At 72.5% G+C, this 19,705-nt stretch carries 20 protein-coding genes; 8 read left to right on the top strand and 12 right to left on the bottom strand.

The window, feature by feature from the left end; translation table 11 throughout:
* The first annotated feature begins 197 nt into the window (after nt 1–197).
* Complete coding sequence (gene hemB, locus ACZ63H_RS26725) at nt 198–1,190, top strand: porphobilinogen synthase (protein WP_469869160.1); 993 nt, start codon at nt 198–200, stop codon at nt 1,188–1,190.
* Nucleotides 1,191–1,193: 3 nt separating this feature from the next.
* On the opposite strand, the gene ACZ63H_RS26720 is transcribed toward hemB, so the two are convergent.
* Together ACZ63H_RS26720 and ACZ63H_RS26715 are read right to left on the bottom strand one after the other, a co-directional pair.
* Nucleotides 1,194–1,673: an RICIN domain-containing protein gene (locus ACZ63H_RS26720; RefSeq protein WP_469869158.1), complete on the bottom strand. Its 480-nt coding sequence runs from the start codon at nt 1,671–1,673 to the stop codon at nt 1,194–1,196.
* Between the two features lie 98 nt (nt 1,674–1,771).
* Nucleotides 1,772–2,500 carry a DUF4232 domain-containing protein gene (locus ACZ63H_RS26715; RefSeq protein ID WP_469869156.1) on the bottom strand — a complete coding sequence of 243 codons (729 nt, stop codon included), beginning with the start codon at nt 2,498–2,500 and terminating at the stop codon, nt 1,772–1,774.
* Nucleotides 2,501–2,691: 191 nt separating this feature from the next.
* Between ACZ63H_RS26715 and ACZ63H_RS26710 the strand changes: the two genes are divergently transcribed.
* A complete protein-coding gene (locus tag ACZ63H_RS26710) occupies nt 2,692–4,107 on the top strand; it encodes a helix-turn-helix domain-containing protein (RefSeq protein WP_469869154.1) in 1,416 nt (471 codons plus the stop codon).
* An 11-nt stretch (nt 4,108–4,118) separates the two neighbouring features.
* Here ACZ63H_RS26710 and ACZ63H_RS26705 read toward each other — a convergent pair whose 3' ends face one another.
* Both ACZ63H_RS26705 and ACZ63H_RS26700 read right to left on the bottom strand, forming a co-directional pair.
* Nucleotides 4,119–4,943 (bottom strand): DUF4253 domain-containing protein, encoded by an 825-nt coding sequence (locus ACZ63H_RS26705; RefSeq protein ID WP_469869152.1) that lies wholly within the window; start codon nt 4,941–4,943, stop codon nt 4,119–4,121.
* An 81-nt stretch (nt 4,944–5,024) separates the two neighbouring features.
* Complete coding sequence (locus ACZ63H_RS26700) at nt 5,025–5,414, bottom strand: VOC family protein (protein ID WP_469869150.1); 390 nt, start codon at nt 5,412–5,414, stop codon at nt 5,025–5,027.
* Between the two features lie 73 nt (nt 5,415–5,487).
* Here ACZ63H_RS26700 and ACZ63H_RS26695 point away from each other — a divergent pair, with 73 nt between their 5' ends.
* Entirely contained in the window at nt 5,488–6,438 is a 951-nt protein-coding gene (locus tag ACZ63H_RS26695) for a helix-turn-helix transcriptional regulator (protein WP_469869148.1), read from the top strand.
* Nucleotides 6,439–6,442: 4 nt separating this feature from the next.
* Here the strand turns inward: ACZ63H_RS26695 and argS are convergent, their stop codons facing one another.
* On the bottom strand, nt 6,443–8,209 hold the full coding sequence (argS, locus tag ACZ63H_RS26690; protein WP_469869146.1) for an arginine--tRNA ligase: 1,767 nt from the start codon (nt 8,207–8,209) through the stop codon (nt 6,443–6,445).
* A 126-nt stretch (nt 8,210–8,335) separates the two neighbouring features.
* Between argS and lysS the strand changes: the two genes are divergently transcribed.
* The gene (gene lysS, locus ACZ63H_RS26685) at nt 8,336–10,078 is read left to right on the top strand and encodes a lysine--tRNA ligase (RefSeq protein WP_469869144.1); all 1,743 of its coding nucleotides are present in this window, start codon (nt 8,336–8,338) and stop codon (nt 10,076–10,078) included.
* A gap of 67 nt (nt 10,079–10,145) precedes the next feature.
* Here the strand turns inward: lysS and ACZ63H_RS26680 are convergent, their stop codons facing one another.
* From ACZ63H_RS26680 to ACZ63H_RS26670, 3 genes are all read right to left on the bottom strand, one after another.
* Nucleotides 10,146–11,393, bottom strand: a complete 1,248-nt coding sequence (locus tag ACZ63H_RS26680; protein WP_469869142.1) for a DUF2637 domain-containing protein — start codon at nt 11,391–11,393, stop codon at nt 10,146–10,148.
* 120 nt (nt 11,394–11,513) lie between these two features.
* A complete protein-coding gene (locus tag ACZ63H_RS26675) occupies nt 11,514–12,398 on the bottom strand; it encodes a DUF3558 family protein (protein WP_469869140.1) in 885 nt (294 codons plus the stop codon).
* 115 nt (nt 12,399–12,513) lie between these two features.
* Nucleotides 12,514–13,398, bottom strand: coding sequence for a DUF3558 domain-containing protein (locus ACZ63H_RS26670; protein ID WP_469869138.1), 885 nt, complete (start codon nt 13,396–13,398; stop codon nt 12,514–12,516).
* Between the two features lie 213 nt (nt 13,399–13,611).
* On the opposite strand from ACZ63H_RS26670, the gene ACZ63H_RS26665 reads away from it, so the two are divergent.
* Entirely contained in the window at nt 13,612–14,805 is a 1,194-nt protein-coding gene (locus tag ACZ63H_RS26665) for an RtcB family protein (RefSeq protein ID WP_469869136.1), read from the top strand.
* Here the strand turns inward: ACZ63H_RS26665 and ACZ63H_RS26660 are convergent.
* The 4 genes from ACZ63H_RS26660 to ACZ63H_RS26645 are packed head-to-tail and all read right to left on the bottom strand — an operon-like array spanning nt 14,795 to nt 16,769.
* Nucleotides 14,795–15,400: a TetR/AcrR family transcriptional regulator gene (locus ACZ63H_RS26660; protein ID WP_469869134.1), complete on the bottom strand. Its 606-nt coding sequence runs from the start codon at nt 15,398–15,400 to the stop codon at nt 14,795–14,797. The two genes, ACZ63H_RS26665 and ACZ63H_RS26660, sit on opposite strands and share 11 nt — an antisense overlap.
* A 32-nt stretch (nt 15,401–15,432) precedes the next feature.
* Nucleotides 15,433–15,606: a hypothetical protein gene (locus ACZ63H_RS26655; protein WP_469869132.1), complete on the bottom strand. Its 174-nt coding sequence runs from the start codon at nt 15,604–15,606 to the stop codon at nt 15,433–15,435.
* The gene (locus tag ACZ63H_RS26650) at nt 15,603–16,379 is read right to left on the bottom strand and encodes an SDR family NAD(P)-dependent oxidoreductase (protein WP_469869130.1); all 777 of its coding nucleotides are present in this window, start codon (nt 16,377–16,379) and stop codon (nt 15,603–15,605) included. Before ACZ63H_RS26650 ends, ACZ63H_RS26655 begins: the two co-directional genes overlap by 4 nt.
* A 51-nt stretch (nt 16,380–16,430) precedes the next feature.
* Nucleotides 16,431–16,769 carry a YnfA family protein gene (locus ACZ63H_RS26645; RefSeq protein ID WP_469869128.1) on the bottom strand — a complete coding sequence of 113 codons (339 nt, stop codon included), beginning with the start codon at nt 16,767–16,769 and terminating at the stop codon, nt 16,431–16,433.
* A gap of 127 nt (nt 16,770–16,896) precedes the next feature.
* Here ACZ63H_RS26645 and ACZ63H_RS26640 point away from each other — a divergent pair, with 127 nt between their 5' ends.
* The 3 genes from ACZ63H_RS26640 to ACZ63H_RS26630 all read left to right on the top strand — a co-directional run bounded on the left by ACZ63H_RS26640 (nt 16,897) and on the right by ACZ63H_RS26630 (nt 19,125).
* On the top strand, nt 16,897–17,358 hold the full coding sequence (locus ACZ63H_RS26640) for a hypothetical protein (protein ID WP_469869170.1): 462 nt from the start codon (nt 16,897–16,899) through the stop codon (nt 17,356–17,358).
* An 85-nt stretch (nt 17,359–17,443) separates the two neighbouring features.
* On the top strand, nt 17,444–18,532 hold the full coding sequence (locus tag ACZ63H_RS26635; RefSeq protein WP_469869126.1) for an LLM class flavin-dependent oxidoreductase: 1,089 nt from the start codon (nt 17,444–17,446) through the stop codon (nt 18,530–18,532).
* Complete coding sequence (locus ACZ63H_RS26630; protein ID WP_469869124.1) at nt 18,529–19,125, top strand: CE1759 family FMN reductase; 597 nt, start codon at nt 18,529–18,531, stop codon at nt 19,123–19,125. Before ACZ63H_RS26635 ends, ACZ63H_RS26630 begins: the two co-directional genes overlap by 4 nt.
* Nucleotides 19,126–19,705 lie beyond the last annotated feature (580 nt).

Raw genomic sequence — 19,705 nt, 5'->3', positions numbered from 1 at the left:
AGGGATGAGGTGTGGGCGGTAAATGCCTTTCTCCTCCCCGACCCCCGCCAGCAACAACACCCACCCCCCCCCCCCCCCCCCCCCCCCCCACCCCCGCCCCCCCCCCCCCCCCCCCCCCCCCCCCCCCCCGGCCGTCTCGTTCCGGGCCGACTCGGCGTCGGCAAACGCATGGTCCGGGCGGGCGTAGCGTAGAAGGCATGACGAAGTACGGATCCTTTCCCGGTACGCGTCCCCGGCGGCTGCGGACCTCGCCCGTCATGCGGCGGATGGTCGCCGAGACGCGGCTGCACCCCGCCGACCTCATCCTCCCGGCGTTCGTCCGGGAGGGCGTGAGCGAGCCGGTGCCGATCGGCTCCATGCCCGGGGTCGTGCAGCACACCCGGGACAGCCTGAAGAAGGCCGCGCTGGAGGCGGTGGAGGCCGGGATCTCCGGGATCATGCTCTTCGGCGTGCCGGAGGACGCGAAGAAGGACGCCCGGGGCACGGTCGGCACCGACCCGGACGGCATACTCCAGGTCGCGCTCCGGGACGTCCGCGCCGAGGTCGGCGACGACCTGCTCGTCATGTCCGACCTGTGCCTGGACGAGTTCACCGACCACGGGCACTGCGGGGTGCTGGACGCCGACGGCCGGGTCGACAACGACGCCACCCTGGAGCGGTACGCCGAGATGGCGCAGGTCCAGGCCGACGCCGGCGCCCATGTCGTGGGCCCCAGCGGGATGATGGACGGCCAGATCGGCGTCATCCGCGACGCGCTCGACCAGATCGGCCGCGAGGACGTGGCGATCCTCGCCTACACCGCCAAGTACTCCTCGGCCTTCTACGGCCCCTTCCGCGAGGCCGTCGCGTCGTCCCTCCAGGGTGACCGCAAGACCTACCAGCAGGACCCGGCCAACTGGCGCGAGTCCCTGCGCGAGCTGGAACTCGACCTCGCCGAGGGCGCCGACATGGTGATGGTCAAGCCGGCCGGCCCCTACCTCGACATCCTCGCCCGGGTCGCGGACGCCGTGGACGTGCCCGTGGCCGCGTACCAGATCTCCGGCGAGTACGCCATGATCGAGGCCGCGGCCGAGAAGGGCTGGGTGGAGCGGGACCGGGCCATCTTCGAGACCCTCACCGGCATCAAGCGGGCCGGCGCCCGCAGCATCCTCACCTACTGGGCCACCGAGGTGGCCCAGAAGCTCCGCTAGTCCTCAGGCGTCGGTCAGGGTGATGTGGTCACCCGTCACGGCCCAGCGCTGTCCGGACTCGTTGGCGCACAGCCGGGTGCGGACCTCGGGCGTCCCCCAGGTGTTGGACAGGCAGTAGTGGGGGTCGGCGGCCAGGACGAAGTGGTCGCCGGCGACCCTCCAGCGCTGGCCCGGCTCGTCCGCGCAGAGCCGGGTGCGGACCTCGGGCGTCCCCCACGTGTTGGACAGACAGTAGTGGGGGTCGGCGGCCAGCACGACGTGGTCGCCGGCGACCCTCCAGCGCTGGCCGGGCTCGTTGGCACACACCCGGGTGCGGACCTCGGGTGAGCCCCACGTGTTGGACAGGCAGTAGTTGCCGATCTCGGAGGCGCCGGGCGCGGCGGCCGTGGCGCCGGCCGACGGGAAGACGGCGGCCGTCAGCGCGAGAGCGAGGACGCCGAGGGACTTGCGGAACGCGAGGGCCATGAGAGGAACGCCTTTCATCCGACGAGGTTGCGGTGCGCCGGGAGACTTTCCCGGACACCGCCCCCGAATGCGGCAAACCGCCTGTACAGGTGATATGCGGATGAAGGCGTTGCCGTTCACCAGCTCGAGATGGCGTCCAGGTCCTTCTGCCAGTACGTCACCTTCAGCGTGCTGTCGTAGTAGACGCCCTTGGCGGGCAGGGACGGCGTGGCCGACGGGCCGCCGTCGCTGTTCGGGGTCATGCCCTGGAAGGCCACCGTCAGCTTGTGCGCGGTCATCCCGCCGCTGCCGCTGCCGTCGGCGGCCGACAGCAGCACCCCCGCGTACCCCGACTCGCCGGGCGCCAGCGAGACCACGGACTGCGGCTGGGTGGACTCGTCGGCCTGCGGCACCCACTGCATCTGGTCGAAGCGCAGGACGGGGTAGTACGGCAGCTCGCACCTCTTGCTCCCGGTGTTCTTCACCGTCAGCAGCATGTGGTTCAGCGGCCGGGCGAGCGGCTGGGCGGTGACGGAGGTGTTCGTGCCGTTGCACAGCACCAGGGAGCCGCCGGTGCTCTTGCCCTCGCGGGTGGTGGAGGCGGCGGGCTCGGCGGCGGGCGCGTGGTTTCGGGCCGCGGGGGTGGCCTCGGTGGCGCCGGTGGTGCCCTTCGCGTCGTCGGTGCCCCCCGTACGGGTGGTGTCCGACGTACCGGCGGTGTCCCCGGGCGTCCCGGACGCGCTCACCTCTGCCGCCGCGGGGCGGGAGGCACCTTCGTCCTGGGTGCCCGTCCCGTTGTCGCACGCCGTGAGGGCGAGGGCCGCCACGGCGGTTCCGGTAGCGGCGATCAGACGGATGTGGCGCATACGCATGGCAAGTCCTCTTTCGGGCTGGGCCGGTTGTCGTGCTTGGATGACCAACAGCCTGTGGGCGCATGCGTCCCGGCGGCCAGCGTTGACCGCCAATCCGGGATGCTGGAACGCCGGAACCGGCTTTGACCTGCGGAAACAACACCTCCCTGGAACGCCGGGGTGGGACGAGGGGGACTGGAGGAACGGTGGCGGAGGGCATCCCCGAGAGCGGTTTCGCCGAGCTGCTGCGGGAGTTGAAGAACCGCTCCGGGCACAGCTACGGCACGCTCGCCAAGCGGCTCCACATGAGTACGTCGACGCTCCACCGCTACTGCAACGGGGACGCCGTACCGACGGACTACGCCCCCGTGGAGCGGCTCGCCCGGCTCTGCAAGGCCACGCCCGGCGAACTGGTGGAACTGCACCGCCGGTGGGTCCTGGCGGACGCGGGGCGGGGACGGAAGGGCGCGGAGCCGGTCGTCGTACCGGAGCCGGCCCCGGAGCCGGAGGCTGCGGCCCAAGCGGTCCCGGAGGTGGTGGCTCAGGCAGTCCCGGAGCCGGAGGTGGCTGGCGGACCGGACCCGGACCCGGACCCAGCTCCGGCTTCGGTGGCACCGGTGGCGGCACCCGAACCCCCACCGGCCGGCCGGTGGCGTCGGGGCCGGTCCCTGATCGCCGGCGGTCGCCGCACCGCCCTCCTGGCGGCCGTCACGGTCACCGCGCTGATCGTCGGCGGCACGGTGTTCGCCCTGAACCTGCCGTCGGACGAGGGCGGGCGGCGGGACGGCGCGAAGGCCACGACGGCCACCGCGGACTCCGCCCTCGCCCAGGGCGGCGCCTCCCCCCGGTCGCCGAAGCCCGGGAACCCGAGCCCTTCGGCCACGCGTTCGGCCTCCCCCTCCGCCTCCGCCTCCGCCGCTTCCTCCGAGGCTCCGGACCTGGCGCCCGACACCACCGACGGCAAGCCCACGGGGAAGCCGTCGGCGACCGCACGCCACGAAGCGCCGGAGGCAGTGCCGTTGACGGTCAACACCAACCCCTACAGCTGGCTGACTCCCTGTTCACAGCACTACCTGATCGACCGGCCGCCGACCGCCGTGGGCCCGCCGCCGTCGGAGCCGCAGGCCCCCGCGTGGGTGGCCGTCAACAAGGCGGTGTCGGCGGGGGAGCAGTTCATCACGTTCACCGTGCAGGGCACCGGGAACCAGACGGTCGTCCTGGAGCGGCTGTCGGTCCACATGGCGGGCAAGCGCTCGCCGCTCCCCTGGAACGACTACGCCATGGGCTACCCGGGTGTCGGCTGCGGCGGTGGCGTGCCGACGCATTCCTTCACGGTCGCCCTGGACGCGATGCGCCCCTCGCCCGTACCGGAGGCCGGCGGCGACAACTTCCCGTTCAAGGTGAGCCAGTCGGACCCGGAGGTCTTCTACGTCACGGCGGACGCGTCGGCGTACGACGTCAGCTGGTACCTGGAGCTGACGTGGTCGAGCGGCGGCCGCCACGGCACGCTGGCGATCGACGACGCCGGCCACCCGTTCCGCACCAGCGGCAACAACGGGCGGCCCGCGTACGCCTTCCCGCTGGGCGGTCAGAAGTGGAAGCCGGCCTCGGAGTTCGACTGACCGGTCCCGTCTCAGTCCCACCAGAAGGCCCAGCTGGTCGCGCCGGTCAGCGTCTCGGCGTACGCCCGCACACTTCCCGGACCGCTCTGGACGACGGCGTGCGGGCACAGGGCGTAGTGCTCGGCGGCGAGGACCTCGGCGTCGGCGAGCGTCGCGGGCGGGGCCGCGACGGACACCACGAGGGCGTCCGGCCCGAGGGCCACGACCCGGATGCCGAACCGGTCCTCCCAGGAGCGCAGCACGGCGCAGACGCGGGCCACGTCGTGGTCGTAGTTCAGGGCGCCGGTCCAGCCGATCGCCGCCGGTATGTCGGCGGACCGGCGGGCCGGGACGAGGGCCAGGTGCGGTTCCTCGATCCACTCCGCCCAGCGCGCCGGGTCCCGGTGCAGGGCGTCGGCGACCGTCGCGGCCCGGGTGTCGGGGTCGGCGCTCGGCACGCCGGGGGCCGCCAGCCCCGGCCACTCGACGCCGAACGGCTCGATCTCCTCGTCGGCCTGACCGTCGGTCTCCTCCTCCCAGTACTCCGCGAGGACGTCGTCGACCGGGTGGTCCCCCGGGTACGAGGCGTCGCCCGGCAGCAGTCCCCAGTCCTCGATCCCGACCCGGGAGCCGGCCAGGTCCACGAGCACGGGCAGCAGCCCCGCACGGGCCGCCGGCGCGCCCAGGGCCCTCCAGGTGCCGGGGGAGGAGGGCTTCTCCGCGTGCCACAGCAGGGGCTGGTGCCAGCGCCCGTCGTCCGTCTCGTCCACCAGCCTGCCGGGCGGCAGCTGGAGCCCCAGGGAACGACCGCTGGGGTCGGTGGCCAGTCGGGGCAGCGGGTTGGGAAGAGTCGCCATGCCGCCGACTGTAGGGGCAGGCACTGACAACGGCGTTGAGCTGGGCCGGGGTTGCCCCGGTCGCCGTGGGGGCGCCCGGTGTCAGGCCATGGTCGTGATGCAGAACGGGTGTCCGGCGGGGTCGAGGAGGACCCGCCACCGGTCCGGCCGCGGCTGGGCGTCCGGCTTGACCGCGCCCCGGGCGATCAGGTGGGCCTCGGCGGTGTCCAGGTCCTCGACGCCCACCTCGATGTGGGCCTGCTTCTCCTGCGCGGGGTCGGGCCAGGTGGGACGGCGGTAGTCGGGGATGCGCGTGAAGCCGAGGCCGGCCGTTGCGCCGTCGCCGCCGAGGAAGACGAAGTCGTCGGTGGAGTACGTGACGGCGAGGCCGAACATGTCGCCGTAGAAGCGGGCGAGTTCGGCCGGGTCGGCGCAGTCGAAGGTGACGGCGACGTAGCGGAAGGCGGGTGCGGAAGCGGTGTCCGTGCTCATGGGGAAGACGGTAGGACACGACCCGGACAGATCCGGTCCTGGTTGATGCGGACGGTATGGAAAACTTCCGTCCGTGCTGAGCGCCTCCGCCCGTCTGCTGCGTCTGCTGTCGTTGCTCGCCGCCCGTCCTTCGTGGACCTGCGGTGAGCTGGCCGAGCGGATGCAGGTCACGGACCGCACGGTGCGGCGGGACGTCGCGAAGCTGCGGGAGCTGGGGTACAGCGTCGATTCCGAGGCGGGGCCGTGGGGTGGTTACCGGCTGCGGGCCGGCTCGCGGGTGCCGCCGCTGATCCTGGACGACGAGGAGGCGCTGGCCGTGGCGGTCGGGCTGCGGGAGGCGGCGCTCGGGGGAGTGCTCGGCGGGGACCAGGCCGCGCTGTCGGCGCTGCTGAAGCTGCGGCAGGTGCTGCCGGCGGCGGTGGCCGAGCGGCTGGGGGAGTGGGACGAGGCGTTCGTACGGCTGCCGTGGCCGGAGGAGGCACGGGTGCGGCCGGGGATGCTGCTGGAGCTGGCGGCGGCGTGCCGGCGGGGCGAGCGGGTGCGGCTGTCGTACTGCGACGGGAAGGGCAGGAGCACGGTCCGCGACGTGGACCCGTACCGGTTGGTGCACACGGGACGGCGCTGGTACTTCGTGGCGCGGGACGTGGTGCGGGGGTGGCGGACGTTCCGGGCGGACCGGGTGGAGCACGTGGACCCGACCGGACACCGGGTCGAGATCACCGATCCGCCGGACCCGGCGGAACTGGTGTCCCACAACACGGCGAACGGCCCGTACCCCCTGTCGGCGAGGATCCGCCTCCCCCTGCCGCTGGGGGAGGCCCGGCGCCTGATCCCGCCGACCATCGGCACCCACCGCCCCGACGGCCCCGAGGCCACCGTGGTCGACATCGGGGGTCCGACCCCGGAGGGCCTGGCCCACTACCTCCTGGGCCTGGCCACTCCCCTGCAGGTCCTGTCCCCCGACGCGGTCCGCGAGGCCCTGGTCCACCGGACCAGGGAACTCCTCGCGGCCCACGGCCCCTGAGGTGTCAGAGCTTCTCGGGGGTGCGGATGCCCAGGAGGGCCATGCCCTGGTGGAGGGTGCGGGCCGTGAGGTCGGACAGGAAGAGGCGGTTCTCGGCGACGTCCTTCGGCGGTGCGGGCTTGATCACCGGGCACTTGTCGTAGAACGTCGTGAACAGCGAGGCCAGCTGGTACAGGTACGCCGCCAGCTTGTGCGGGGCGTACTCGGCGGCCGCCTCGCGGACCGTCTCCGCGAAGGAGTCCAGGTGCAGGCCGAGGGCGCGCTCGGCGTCCGCCAGCGGCAGCTCCGGGTGGGCCGCCGGGCGGACCTCGCCGGCCTTGCGCAGGATGGACTGGATGCGGGCGTAGGCGTACTGGAGGTAGACGGACGTGTCGCCGTTGAGCGAGACCATCTGGTCCAGGTCGAACTTGTAGTCCCGGTTCGCCGACGTCGACAGGTCCGCGTACTTCACCGCGCCGATGCCCACCTGGGTGCCCCGCTCGGCGATCTCCTGCTCGGACAGGTCCTGCGCCTTCTCCCGGACCACGGCCGAGGCCCGCTCGATCGCCTCGTCCAGGAGGTCGACCAGGCGGATCGTCTCGCCCGCACGGGTCTTGAACGGCTTGCCGTCCTTGCCGAGGACCGTGCCGAAGGCCAGCTGGGTCGCCGTGACGTCGTCGCCCAGCCAGCCGGCCCGGCGCGCGGTCTCGAAGACCATCCGGAAGTGCAGGGCCTGCCGGGCGTCCACCACGTACAGCAGGGTGTTCGCCTTGAGGTTGAAGACGCGGTCGCGGATCGCGGACAGGTCGGTCGCCGCGTAGCCGTAGCCGCCGTCCGACTTCTGCACGATCAGCGGGACCGGGTTGCCGTCCGGGCCCTTGATGTCGTCGAAGAACACGCACAGCGCGCCCTCGGAGCGGACCGCGACGCCCGACTCCTCCAGCAGGCGGCAGGTCTCCGCGAGCATGTCGTTGTAGCCGGACTCGCCGACGATGTCCGCGTCCCGGATCTCCATGTCCAGCTTCTCGAAGACGGAGAAGAAGTAGATCTTCGACTCGTCCACGAACTTCTGCCACATGGCGAGCGTGTGCGGGTCGCCGGCCTGGAGGTCGACCACCCGGCGGCGGGCCCGCGTCTTGAACTCCTCGTCGGAGTCGAACAGCTTCCGCGCGGCCTTGTAGAGGCGGTCGAGGTTCGACATCGCCTCCTCGCCCGTCACCTGGCCGGCCTTGTGGTCCAGCTCGTGCGGGTGCTCGTCCAGGTACTGGATGAGCATGCCGAACTGGGTGCCCCAGTCGCCGATGTGGTGGCGCCGGACCACGTTCTCGCCGGTGAACTCCAGCAGCTGCACGACCGAGTCGCCGATCACCGCCGAGCGCAGGTGGCCGACGTGCATCTCCTTGGCCACGTTCGGCTGGGCGTAGTCGATCACCGTGGTGCCGGGGTGCACGGCGGTCGGCACGCCGAGGCGGCCGGTGTCGTCCGCGTACCGCGCGGCCAGGTTGCCGGTGATCGCCTTGTCCGAGACCGTGATGTTCAGGAAGCCGGGGCCGGAGACCTCGACGTCCTGGATCACGTCACCCGTCACCACCCGGCCGACGACCTGGGTCGCCAGCTCCCGGGGGTTCGCCTTCGCCTTCTTGGCCAGGGCCAGGATGCCGTTGGCCTGGAAGTCGGCCCGGTCGCTTCGTCGCAGCAGCGGGTCCGCGCCGGCGGCCTCGGGCAGGGTGGCCGCGAGGGCGGAGGCGAGGTGCTGCTGGACGTTGTCGCTGAGGGACGTGACCGAGGCCATGGGTGTGGGTGCCGTTCTCCTCGTGGATGGATAGACCCGCCCAGTATCCCATGGGGGGTAAAGCCGTTTTCCCGGTCGACGGGCGGTCTGTGAGAATGGAGTCTCACCCCGTTCAGAAAGAAGGACGTGCCGATCGTGGCTCAGAGCACCGAGACCACCGACTGGGTCTCCCGTTTCGCGGATGAGGTCATCGAGGAGTCGGAGCGCCGGGCCCCGGGCAAACCGGTCGTCGTCGCGTCCGGACTCTCCCCCTCGGGTCCGATCCACCTCGGCAACCTCCGCGAGGTCATGACCCCGCACCTGGTCGCCGACGAGATCCGCCGCCGCGGCCGCGAGGTCCGGCACCTGATCTCCTGGGACGACTACGACCGCTACCGCAAGGTGCCGAAGGGCATCGCCGGGGTGGACGAGGAGGCCTGGGCCGAGCACATCGGCAAGCCGCTGACCTCGGTGCCGGCGCCGAAGGGCTCGCCCCACCCGAACTGGGCGGAGCACTTCAAGGCCGCCATGGTCGAGGCGCTGGCCCAGCTCGGCGTGGAGTTCGACGGGATCAGCCAGACCGCGCAGTACACCTCCGGTGTCTACCGCGAGCAGATCCTGCACGCGATGAGGCACCGCGGCGACATCGACGCGATCCTCGCCCAGTACCGGACGAAGAAGGCGCCGAAGAAGCAGCAGCAGAAGGCGGTGGACGAGGCCGAGCTGGAGGCCGAGGAGGGCTCCGGCGCCGCGTCCGAGGACGACGGCAGCGCCGGCGCCGCCGGGTACTTCCCGTACAAGCCGTACTGCGGCGGCTGCGAGAAGGACCTGACGACGGTCACCTCCTACGACGACGACACCACCGAGCTGGCGTACACCTGCGGCGCCTGCGGTTTCGCCGAGACCGTCCGGCTCAGCGAGTTCGACCGCGGCAAGCTGGTGTGGAAGGTCGACTGGCCGATGCGCTGGGCGTTCGAGGGCGTGGTCTTCGAACCCAGCGGTGTGGACCACTCCTCGCCCGGCTCCAGCTTCCAGGTCGGCGGGCAGATCGTGCCGATCTTCGGCGGCGAGCAGCCCATCGGGCCGATGTACGCCTTCGTGGGCATCTCCGGCATGGCGAAGATGTCGTCCTCGCGCGGTGGCGTGCCCACCCCGTCGGACGCGCTGAAGATCATGGAGCCGCAGCTGCTGCGCTGGCTGTACGCCCGCCGCAGGCCCAACCAGTCCTTCAAGATCGCCTTCGACCAGGAGATCCAGCGGCTCTACGACGAGTGGGACAAGCTGGCCGCGAAGGTCGCCGACGGCTCCGCGCTGCCGGCCGACGTCGCCGCCCACACCCGCGCCGTCGGCACCGCCGCCGGCGAGCTGCCGAAGACGTCCCGCCCGCTGCCGTACCGCACGCTGGCGTCCGTCGCCGACATCACCGCCGGTCACGGGGACCAGGCGCTGCGGATCCTGTCCGAGCTGGACCCGGAGCAGCCGCTGGCCTCGCTGGACGAGGCGCGTCCGCGCTACGACAAGGCCGAGGCGTGGATCAACACGTACGTGCCCGCCGACCAGCGGACCATCGTGCGCGAGCAGCCCGACGCCGAGCTGCTGAAGTCCCTGGACGAGGCGTCCCGGCAGTCCGTGCGGCTGCTGCTGGACGGGCTCGCCGAGCACTGGTCGCTCGACGGGCTGACCCACCTCGTGTACGGCGTGCCGAAGGTGCAGGCCGGCTTCTCCGCCGACGCCACGCCGAAGGAGCTGCCGCCGGAGATCAAGACGGCCCAGCGGACGTTCTTCGCCCTGCTGTACCACCTGCTCGTCGGCCGCGACACCGGCCCCCGCCTGCCCACCCTGCTGCTGGCCGTGGGCCAGGAGCGGGTGCGGACGCTGCTCGGCGAGTAGCGGCTAGCGGCTAGCGAGTAAACGGCAATGGAAAGGGCCCCTGCTTTCCGGCGGGGGCCCTTTTCCGTTACGCGATGTGCTCCTCTTTCCGTTCCGCGTTGAGGCGGCCGGTGAAGCGCTTGACCATGCGCTCCGCGTCGCGCGGGGCGAGCGCGATGCCGTACGTCGCCTCGACCGCCTCGACGTACTGGGGCAGAGTGGCGGGTTCGTCGCCGCTCAACTTGCGGAAGAGCTGGTAGTAGTCCTCGCCCGTCGGGTTCGGTTCCGGGCTGCCCTCGCCCTCGCCCGGTCCGCGGGTGTGGGTGGGGACCGGTAGCGGGAAGCTGCCCGTCTCCTGGGGGGAGGGCTGCTGGAAGTCCTCCGGGGCCTGCTCCTCGTACCAGTCCTCGTACTGCTCCTCGGGGGCGTACTGGGGTTCCTGGAGCATCGGGTCGTAGGTGGGGTCGTAGCCGCCGTGGTACTCGACCTCGCGCGGGGCCTGGAACCAGGGGCTCTCGTCGTCCGCCGGGGGTGCCTCGGCGGGCCGCTGTCCGGCGGCCGGGTCCGGCCGGCGCGGGGCGGGGACCGCCGCCACGGGGGTGCGGTCGTCCACGGCCGGGGCGGGGGCGGGAGCCAGGGCCGGCTGCTGCGGTGCCGCAGGGAGCAGCACCGGGTCGATGCCCGCCGCGGCCAGGCCCGCCGGGGCCGTCTCCGCGAGCGGGACGCCGTAGCGGGCCAGGCGCAGCGGCATCAGGGACTCCACCGGGGCCTTGCGGCGCCAGGCGCGGCCGAAGCGGGAGCGCAGGCGGGCCTGGTAGACGAGACGGTCCTGCTCCAGCTTGATGACCTCGTCGTAGGAGCGCAGCTCCCACAGCTTCATGCGGCGCCACAGGAGGAACGTCGGGACCGGGGAGAGCAGCCAGCGGGTGAGGCGGACGCCCTCCATGTGCTTGTCCGCCGTGATGTCGGCCATGCGGCCGACCGCGTGCCGGGCCGCCTCGACCGACACCACGAACAGCACCGGGATCACCGCGTGCATGCCCACGCCCAGCGGGTCCGGCCAGGCGGCGGCGCCGTTGAAGGCGATCGTCGCCGCCGTCAGCAGCCACGCCGTCTGGCGCAGCAGCGGGAAGGGGATGCGGATCCAGGTCAGCAGCAGGTCGAGGGCGAGGAGGACGCAGATGCCCGCGTCGATGCCCACCGGGAACACGTAGGAGAAGTTCCCGAAGCCCTTCTTGAGGGCCAGCTCACGGACGGCCGCGTACGAGCCGGCGAAGCCGATACCGGCGATGATCAAGGCGCCGGCTACGACCACGCCGATGAGAACGCGGTGCATCCGAGTCAGCTTCGGTGGCCCGGCCACTCGTACTCCCCTCCCGTTGCGTGTTGTTGCGCGCAACAGGGTGGCACACGTGTACGGCGAACGTGGGACCGGTCACCCGCTGCGGCCGTACGGTCAGCTCTTCTTGACGGCCGACTCGGACGGAGACGAAGCGGGGGAGTCCGGCTTTCCGGACGTCGACTCCGACGCGGAGGGGGAGTCCGACTCCGGGGAACTCGCCCCGCCCGACGCGCCGTTGGCCTCGGAGACCGACGCCACGACCTCCTTCAGCGCCTTCTGGGCGTCCTTCGTCAGGTCGTCGGCGTCCGGGGTCTTCTCGCCCGCGAGGCCGGCGCCGTTGTAGTCCAGGGTCACGACGACGTTCTCGACCCGGGCGACGACCGTCTGCTGCTTGAACAGGCCTTCCTTCTTCTTCAGGTCGTAGCGCACCGCGGCCGCCTCCGCGCCGATCCCGGACAGCGGCACCATTTTGGTGCCCTTGGCGCCGTCCACCGCCTGGGCGTCCTGCACCTGCCGGCCGAAGTACGCGTGCGCCTGCTCGTCGGCGGCGCCGCGCGTCTCGTCCGAGTCGAAGCGCAGCAGGGAGATGTTCAGCCAGCGGAACTGCGAGCCCTTGACGCCGTTGTTGTCCAGGCTGTTCCAGGAGCAGGAGGCGCGCGACGACGGCTCGTCCGAGCCGCCCTTCTTCGCCGACTTCGCGCCCGCGGGGACCAGGTCGGTCAGGGTCTTCTTCGCCAGCACGCCGCACGCGTCGGGCAGCTTGCCGTACGCGGCGGGCCGCACGGTCGGCGACGCGCTCGCCGACGGCTTGGTGCTGCCCGGGTCCGCCTGCCGGGTGCTCCCGGAGCCGGCCTCGGCCTTGGCGTCACCGGAGTCCGAGGAGCAGCCGGCGGTGATCAGGACCGCGGGAACGGCTGCCGCGCAGACAAGCGCGTGGCGCAGGCGCTTGGCTCGCTGGTGTCGCTGGGCACGGTCGTCTCGCTGGGCTGCTCGCTGCATGGTTCCTTCACTCATGACGCTCGGTGTTCGTGCGGGTTCCTGCGGGGCCACCGTACGCGGTGCGGAAGCCGTGCGGTTTCCGTCCGCGCGCCCGGTGGCGGGGCCGGCCGGGCGGTCAGCCGCCGAGCGCGTCGTCCAGCCGCGCGGCCAGATCACGGGCCCTGTCCTGCATTTCCTTGCTGTCCGGGACCGTTCCGGCGGCCGTCGGCTGCTCCTCGTACTGGATGGTGACGACGACGTTGGACGTGCGGAACACCACAGTCACCGTGCGCTGTTCGGCCGTCGAGCCGGAGGTGCCGGCCTGGTCGTCCAGATACGCCTCGTCACCGAGGTCGGACAGCGTGCGGGGCTGGAGTTCGGCGGTGTCCTCCGGGGCGGGGGTGTCGTCCGGCGAGCCGGACGCCGGGGAGGAGGCGGAGCCCGAACCGGCGGCGGACACGGGGGACTCGGCGGAGGGACCGGTCGCGGGCGGGGACGCGGTGCCGCTCGGGGAGCCCTTCCCGGACGCGGTGGGCGTGGGCCGGGACGGCGGTGCCGTGACGCCGCTCGGCGCGGGCAGGTCGGCGGCGGCCTGCTTCTCCTGGAACAGCCGCTGCGCCTGGTCGTCGTCACTGACCGTGTTGTCGTACGACACCACGCGCTCGAAGTCGACCGAGAGGCGGTCGGTGACGTCGGCGGACTCGACCTTCCAGCGGCAGCCGACCTTGCGGCCGGTGTCGTAGGTGAGCGCGGCCTCGCCCCGGTAGGCGTGGTCGCGCTGGACGGGGTCGGTGATCCGCTGGACGCCGGGCAGCAGCGCGTCCAGGGTGTCGTGGCCGACCGCGCCGCAGGGCTCGGGGAGCGTGCGGTACTTGCCGGGCTCGGCGGCGACGGTGGCCGTGCCGGCGTCGCCCGGGTTGGCGTTGTCCGTCGCGCCGTCGTCCCCGGAACCACTCGTGCAGCCGGCCAGCAGCGCCGCGAGGAGGGCGGCGGTGCCGGTTACGTACGCCTTCCGCTGCACGTCGGGCTCCTCTCGACGGTGTGCGCGCTCGGTGTTCCAGTGTCCCCGCTGGTTATTCGCTTGCCGCGGCGGGGCGCCCCCTGCAGACAATGTGTATCGCACGCACCGCGGTGAACGCCGGTCCCTTGTCCCTTTCGACGGCCTTGGCGCCGCTTTTTGCGTTGTGCCGAGATCAAACCTTTTGTTGCCATTCCCCGGGGGAAAGAGGAAGACATGCCGTACGTGGAGATACCGGGCGCGAAGGTGCCGATCCGGATGTGGACGGACCCGGCGACGGTCGAGGACGTGGCGCTGCGCCAGCTCCAGAACGTGGCGACCCTGCCGTGGATCGAGGGCCTGGCCGTGATGCCGGACGTGCACTACGGCAAGGGCGCGACGGTCGGCTCGGTCATCGCGATGCGGGACGCGGTGTGCCCGGCGGCGGTGGGCGTGGACATCGGCTGCGGGATGTCGGCGGTGAAGACCTCCCTGACCGAGAACGACCTGCCCGGCGACCTGTCGCGGCTGCGGTCGCGGATCGAGCAGGTGATTCCGGTGGGGCGGGGGATGCACACGGACCCGGTCGAGCCGCGGGGCTTCCACGGGCTCGCCACGGCGGGCTGGGAGGACTTCTGGGAGCGGTTCGACTCGGTAGCCGACGCCGTGCGGTTCCGGCGCGAACGGGCCGTCGCGCAGATGGGCACCCTGGGCGGCGGGAACCACTTCGTCGAGGTGTGCACGGACGGTTCCGGTGCGGTGTGGCTCATGCTCCACTCCGGCTCCCGCAACATCGGCAAGGAACTCGCCGAGCACCACATCGGCGTGGCCCAGAAGCTCCCGCACAACCAGGGCCTGGTCGACCGCGACCTCGCCGTCTTCGTCGCGGACACCCCGCAGATGGCGGCCTACCGCAACGACCTGTTCTGGGCGCAGGAGTACGCCAAGTACAACCGCATGCTCATGATGGCGCTCCTGAAGGACGTGGTCCGCAAGGAGTTCAAGAAGGCCAAGCCGGTCTTCGAGGAGGAGATCTCCTGCCACCACAACTACGTGGCGCAGGAGCGGTACGAGGGCATGGACCTGCTCGTCACCCGCAAGGGCGCGATCCGGGCCGGCTCCGGCGACTACGGCATCATCCCCGGCTCCATGGGCACCGGGTCGTACATCGTGCGGGGCCTCGGCAACGAGCGGTCCTTCAACTCCGCCTCGCACGGGGCGGGCCGGCGGATGAGCCGCAACGCGGCCAAGCGGCGCTTCACGACCAGGGACCTGGAGGAGCAGACGCGGGGCGTGGAGTGCCGCAAGGACTCCGGTGTCGTGGACGAGATCCCGGGCGCCTACAAGTCGATCGACCAGGTCATCGACCAGCAGCGGGACCTGGTGGAGGTCGTGGCCAGGCTGAGGCAGGTCGTCTGCGTCAAGGGCTGACGCCCGGGCCGCCCCCGAGGGAGTCCAGCCAGCGGAGCAGGCGGGCTCCCTCCCGGGTCACGACGGCCGGGTCGCGCAGGGCGTGGGCCAGCAGGGACATGCCCTGGTAGGCGCAGACGAGGGTGAGGGCGTGGTCGTCGGGGTCGGGGAGGCCCCAGGCGCGGAACTGGGCGGCGGACCAGTCCAGCAGCCGGCCGAGCACCGCGCCGGCCTCGGCATCCAGCGTGCCGTCCGCGCGTTTGCCCAGCTCGGCGGCCAGGGTGCCGGTGGGGCAGCCGTGCCGGGCGATGGTCTCGCGGCCGGCGGTCCACGACTCGACCAGGGCCGCCAGGCGGTCGCGCGGGGCCGGCAGCCGGTCCAGCCCGGCGGTGAACTCCTCCAGCCGGGCGCGGTGCTCCGCCAGCGCGGCCCGGACCAGCTCGTCCTTGGTCTTGAAGTAGTAGTAGACGTTCCCCACCGGGACGCCGGCCTCGCACGCGATGTCGGCGAGGGTCGTCCGCTCGACCCCTCGCTCGTGCAGGACCCGGGCCGCCGCCGCGGAGAGCCGCCGGCGCTTCTGCGCGGCCTGCGCCCGCCGGTCAACAGAGTTCGTCATCCGACCGACTATAGGCAGCGGCGTCCCGGACGCTACTTCGCGTGCCGTACCGCGTAGATCATGACGAACGCGATGAAGTGGATGCCGAAGAGGAAGTAGGCCAGGAAGTACCAGACCTGGCGCTCGTCCTTCGTCTCCTGGGCCAGGCGGCGCCGCTCCGCGGAGTCGGGGGGAGCGGGCGGCGGGGTCGCGCCGTCGGTCTTCACAGTTCCCGGTGCACCTTGGTGTTGGACGCCTGGGCGCGCGGGCGCACGACCAGCAGGTCGATGTTGACGTGGCTGGGGCGGGTCACCGCCCAGGTGATCGTCTCGGCCACGTCGTCGGCGGTGAGGGGCTCGGCGACGCCCTCGTAGACCTTGGCCGCCTTGTCCGTGTCGCCGCCGAAGCGGGTCAGCGCGAACTCCTCCGTGCGGACCATGCCGGGCGCGATCTCCACGACCCGGACCGGCCGGCCGACGATCTCCAGGCGGAGGGTCTCGGCGAGCACGTGGGCGCCGTGCTTGGCGGCGACGTACCCGGCGCCGCCCTCGTAGGTGCCGTGGCCCGCGGTGGAGGAGACGACCACGACCACGCCGTCACCGCTCGCCTCCAGCTTCGGCAGCAGCGCCTGGGTGACGTTCAGCGTGCCGAGCACGTTCGTCTCGTACATCGAGCGCCAGTCCGCGGGGTCGCCGGTGGCCACCGGGTCCGCGCCGAGGGCGCCGCCCGCGTTGTTGACCAGGACGCCGATCGTCTTGAACGCGGAGGCGAACTCGTCCACGGCCGCACGGTCGGTCACGTCGAGCTGGTAGGCCACCGCCGAGTGCCCGGCCCCGGTCAGCTCCTCGGCGAGGGCCTCGACGCGGTCCTTGCGGCGCGCGGTGAGGACGACGCGGTAACCGGCCGCGGCGAGCTGCCGTGCCGTGGCGGCGCCGATGCCACTGCTCGCGCCGGTGACGACGGCGATGCGGGAGGCGGCGGACGGGGCGGCGGTGGCCATGGCGGCTCCTGTTGCTGCGTCGGGGCGGTTCCGTCCAGCGTAAGTGAGGTCTCAGCCGCCGTTCCGGGGTGCCCACATGATGATCGCCATGCCGGCCAGGCAGACCAGCGCGCCGGCGATGTCCCAGCGGTCGGGCCGGTAGCCGTCCGCGACGGCGCCCCACAGGAGCGAGCCGGCCACGAAGATCCCGCCGTACGCGGCGAGGATGCGGCCGAAGTGGGCGTCGGGCTGGAAGGTGGCGACGAAGCCGTACGCGCCGAGGGCGAGGATGCCGCCGGTGATCCACAGCGGGCCCCGGTGCTCCCGCACGCCCTGCCAGACCAGCCAGGCGCCGCCGATCTCGAACAGCGCGGCGACGGCGAACAGGGCGGCGGAGCGGAGGATCGACATGAGGGCAGCTTCGCACGAGGCGCCCGGCCGCCCCGCGTCACCTGTTGGAGGGCGCCTGCCGGGCGGCGGGGGTGGCATACATCCGTACGGCAGTGGAGCCGCGAGCGGGAGTGGTGAGGGCGTGCGGATGCGGATGCGGATGCGGGCGTGGGCGGTGTCGGGGGTGTGCGCCGGTGCCCTGCTGGTGCCGGGGGCCGCCGTGGCCGCCGTGGCCGAGGTGGCGTTCCACGGGACGGCGGTGCTGGACGGGGACCTGACGGAGGTGCTGCTGACCCCGGGCAACACCGGGCCCGCCGAGGTCGCGGACGCCACGGTCCGGCTGCGCTGGTCGGTCCCGCTGGCCGGACGGCAGGACCTGCCCGGCGGATGCGTCCGCGAGGACGAGCGGACGGTCCTGTGCGCCACCGGACCGCTGGCCGCGGGTGCGGCGGGGGAGACGGTGCGGCTTCCGGTGCGCCTGCGGGAGCGGCCGTCGGAGCTGACCCTGGAGATCGAGACGGCCTGGCGCTCCGACGTACCCGACCAGGACCGCGCGAACGACCGCGCGCAGGTGCTGGTGCTGGCCACGGGGGACGCGTACGCGTTCTGAAGGAGGTGGCCGCAGGGGGGAATAGCCGGGCCGGGGTGACCGTTGGTGGGGGTGTAGTTGAACGGTCAACCAAATGGAGGCGGTCATGCAGTTCGGGATCTTCAGCGTCGGGGACGTGACCACCGACCCGACCACCGGCCGGACGCCGACCGAGGGCGAGCGGATCAAGGCCATGGTCGCCATCGCGCTGAAGGCGGAGGAGGTCGGGCTGGACGTGTTCGCGACCGGTGAGCACCACAACCCGCCGTTCGTGCCGTCGTCGCCGACCACGATGCTCGGCTACATAGCCGCCCGCACCGAGAACCTGATCCTGTCCACCTCCACCACCCTGATCACCACCAACGACCCGGTGAAGATCGCGGAGGACTTCGCGATGCTCCAGCACCTGGCCGGCGGCCGGGTGGACCTGATGATGGGCCGGGGCAACACCGGGCCGGTGTACCCGTGGTTCGGCAAGGACATCCGCGAGGGCATCGACCTGACGATCGAGAACTACGCGCTGCTGCGCCGGCTGTGGCGCGAGGACGCCGTCGACTGGGAGGGCAAGTTCCGCACCCCGCTCCAGGGCTTCACGTCCACGCCGCGCCCGCTGGACGGCGTACCGCCGTTCGTCTGGCACGGCTCCATCCGCTCCCCGGAGATCGCCGAGCAGGCCGCGTTCTACGGCGACGGGTTCTTCCACAACAACATCTTCTGGCCCGCCGACCACACCAGGCGCATGGTCGAGCTGTACCGCAAGCGCTACGCCCACTACGGGCACGGCACCCCGGAGCAGGCCATCGTCGGCCTCGGCGGCCAGGTGTTCATGCGGAAGAACTCCCAGGACGCGGTGCGGGAGTTCCGGCCGTACTTCGACAACGCGCCCGTCTACGGGCACGGGCCCTCGCTGGAGGACTTCACCGAGCAGACCCCGCTCACCGTGGGCTCCCCGCAGCAGGTCATCGAGAAGACGCTGTCCTTCCGCGAGTACGCGGGCGACTACCAGCGCCAGCTGTTCCTGATGGACCACGCGGGACTGCCGCTGAAGACCGTGCTGGAGCAGCTCGACCTCCTCGGCGAGGAAGTCGTCCCCGTGCTGCGCAAGGAGTTCGCCAAGAACCGTCCGGCGGACGTGCCGGACGCCCCCACCCACCAGTCCCTGACCGCCGCCGCGCGGAAGGAGGCCCTCGTATGAAGCTCGTCGTCGTCTCGGCGGGACTGAGCGTCCCGTCCTCCACCCGGCTGCTCGCCGACCGGCTGGCCACCGCCGTCCGCCGGCAGGCCCCGGTGGACGTCCAGGTGGTCGAGGTGCGCGACCTCGCCGTGGAGATCGCGCACCAGCTCACCAACGGGTTCCCGGGCAAGGGTCTCGCCGCCGCGCAGGACGCGGTGGCGGGGGCCGACGGGCTGATCGTGGTCACCCCGGTGTTCAGCGCGTCCTACAGCGGGCTGTTCAAGTCGTTCTTCGACGTGCTGGACAAGGACGCGCTGGCCGGCAAGCCGGTGCTGATCGCGGCGACCGGGGGTTCGGCCCGGCACTCCCTGGTGCTGGAACACGCCCTGCGGCCCCTGTTCGCCTACCTGCGGGCCGTGGTCGTGCCGACCGCGGTGTACGCCGCCTCCGAGGACTGGGGCGCGCCGGGTCTGGCCGAGCGGATCGAGCGGGCGGCGGCGGAGCTGACCGCTCTGCTGCCGGCGGGGGCGGCCCGGCGGGTGGCGGACGACGAGGACGGCCTCGGGGACGGGGTGGTCCCGTTCGCCGAGCGGCTGGCGGCCCTGGGGCACTGAGGCGCCGCCCGCCGCCTGTTGTGGCCGACCGGGGAGGTACCGGTCGGTCCGGGCGGGCGGTGGTCAGGGTCGGCCGGCCGCGTGGGCCGACGGGGGGCGTGCGGTCCGGGGCGGCCTCCCGGGTCTCCCGCTCGCGGTGAACGGCCGCGCCCGCGGTCGCGCCGAGCCGCTGGCGCCCCGGCGCGAGGGCGGCCCTCCGCCCGGTGCCGTCGGCCTCGGCGGACGGCTCGGACGGGTGGAGCGGACCGGTCCCAGTGGCGGATCGGTCGCGGTGGTGGATCGGTCCCAGGGGTGGATCGGTCGCGGTGGGCGGCGGTCGCTCGGTGCGGGGCTGGTGGCTCGGTGGGCGGGCGGTGGTGTCGGGAGGGTGGTGGCGCCGTCGGCGTCTGGTGGTCCCTCGGGCGCGCGGTGGTCCGTCGGGCGGGTGGTGGTCTGTCGGGCGTGCGGTGGCCCCTCGGGCGGGTAGTGGTCCGTCGAGTGGGCGGTGGCTCGTCGGATACGCGGTGATCCGTCGGGCGGGCGGTGGTCCGTCAGGCGTGCGGTGCCCCGTCGGGCATGTGGTGGTCCGTCGGGAGGGCGT

It is taken from the genome of Streptomyces sp. NPDC104831, from assembly GCF_055583025.1.
The sequence above is the reverse complement of the archived record's forward strand: the minus strand, read 5'-3'. Positions and strand labels throughout refer to the sequence as shown.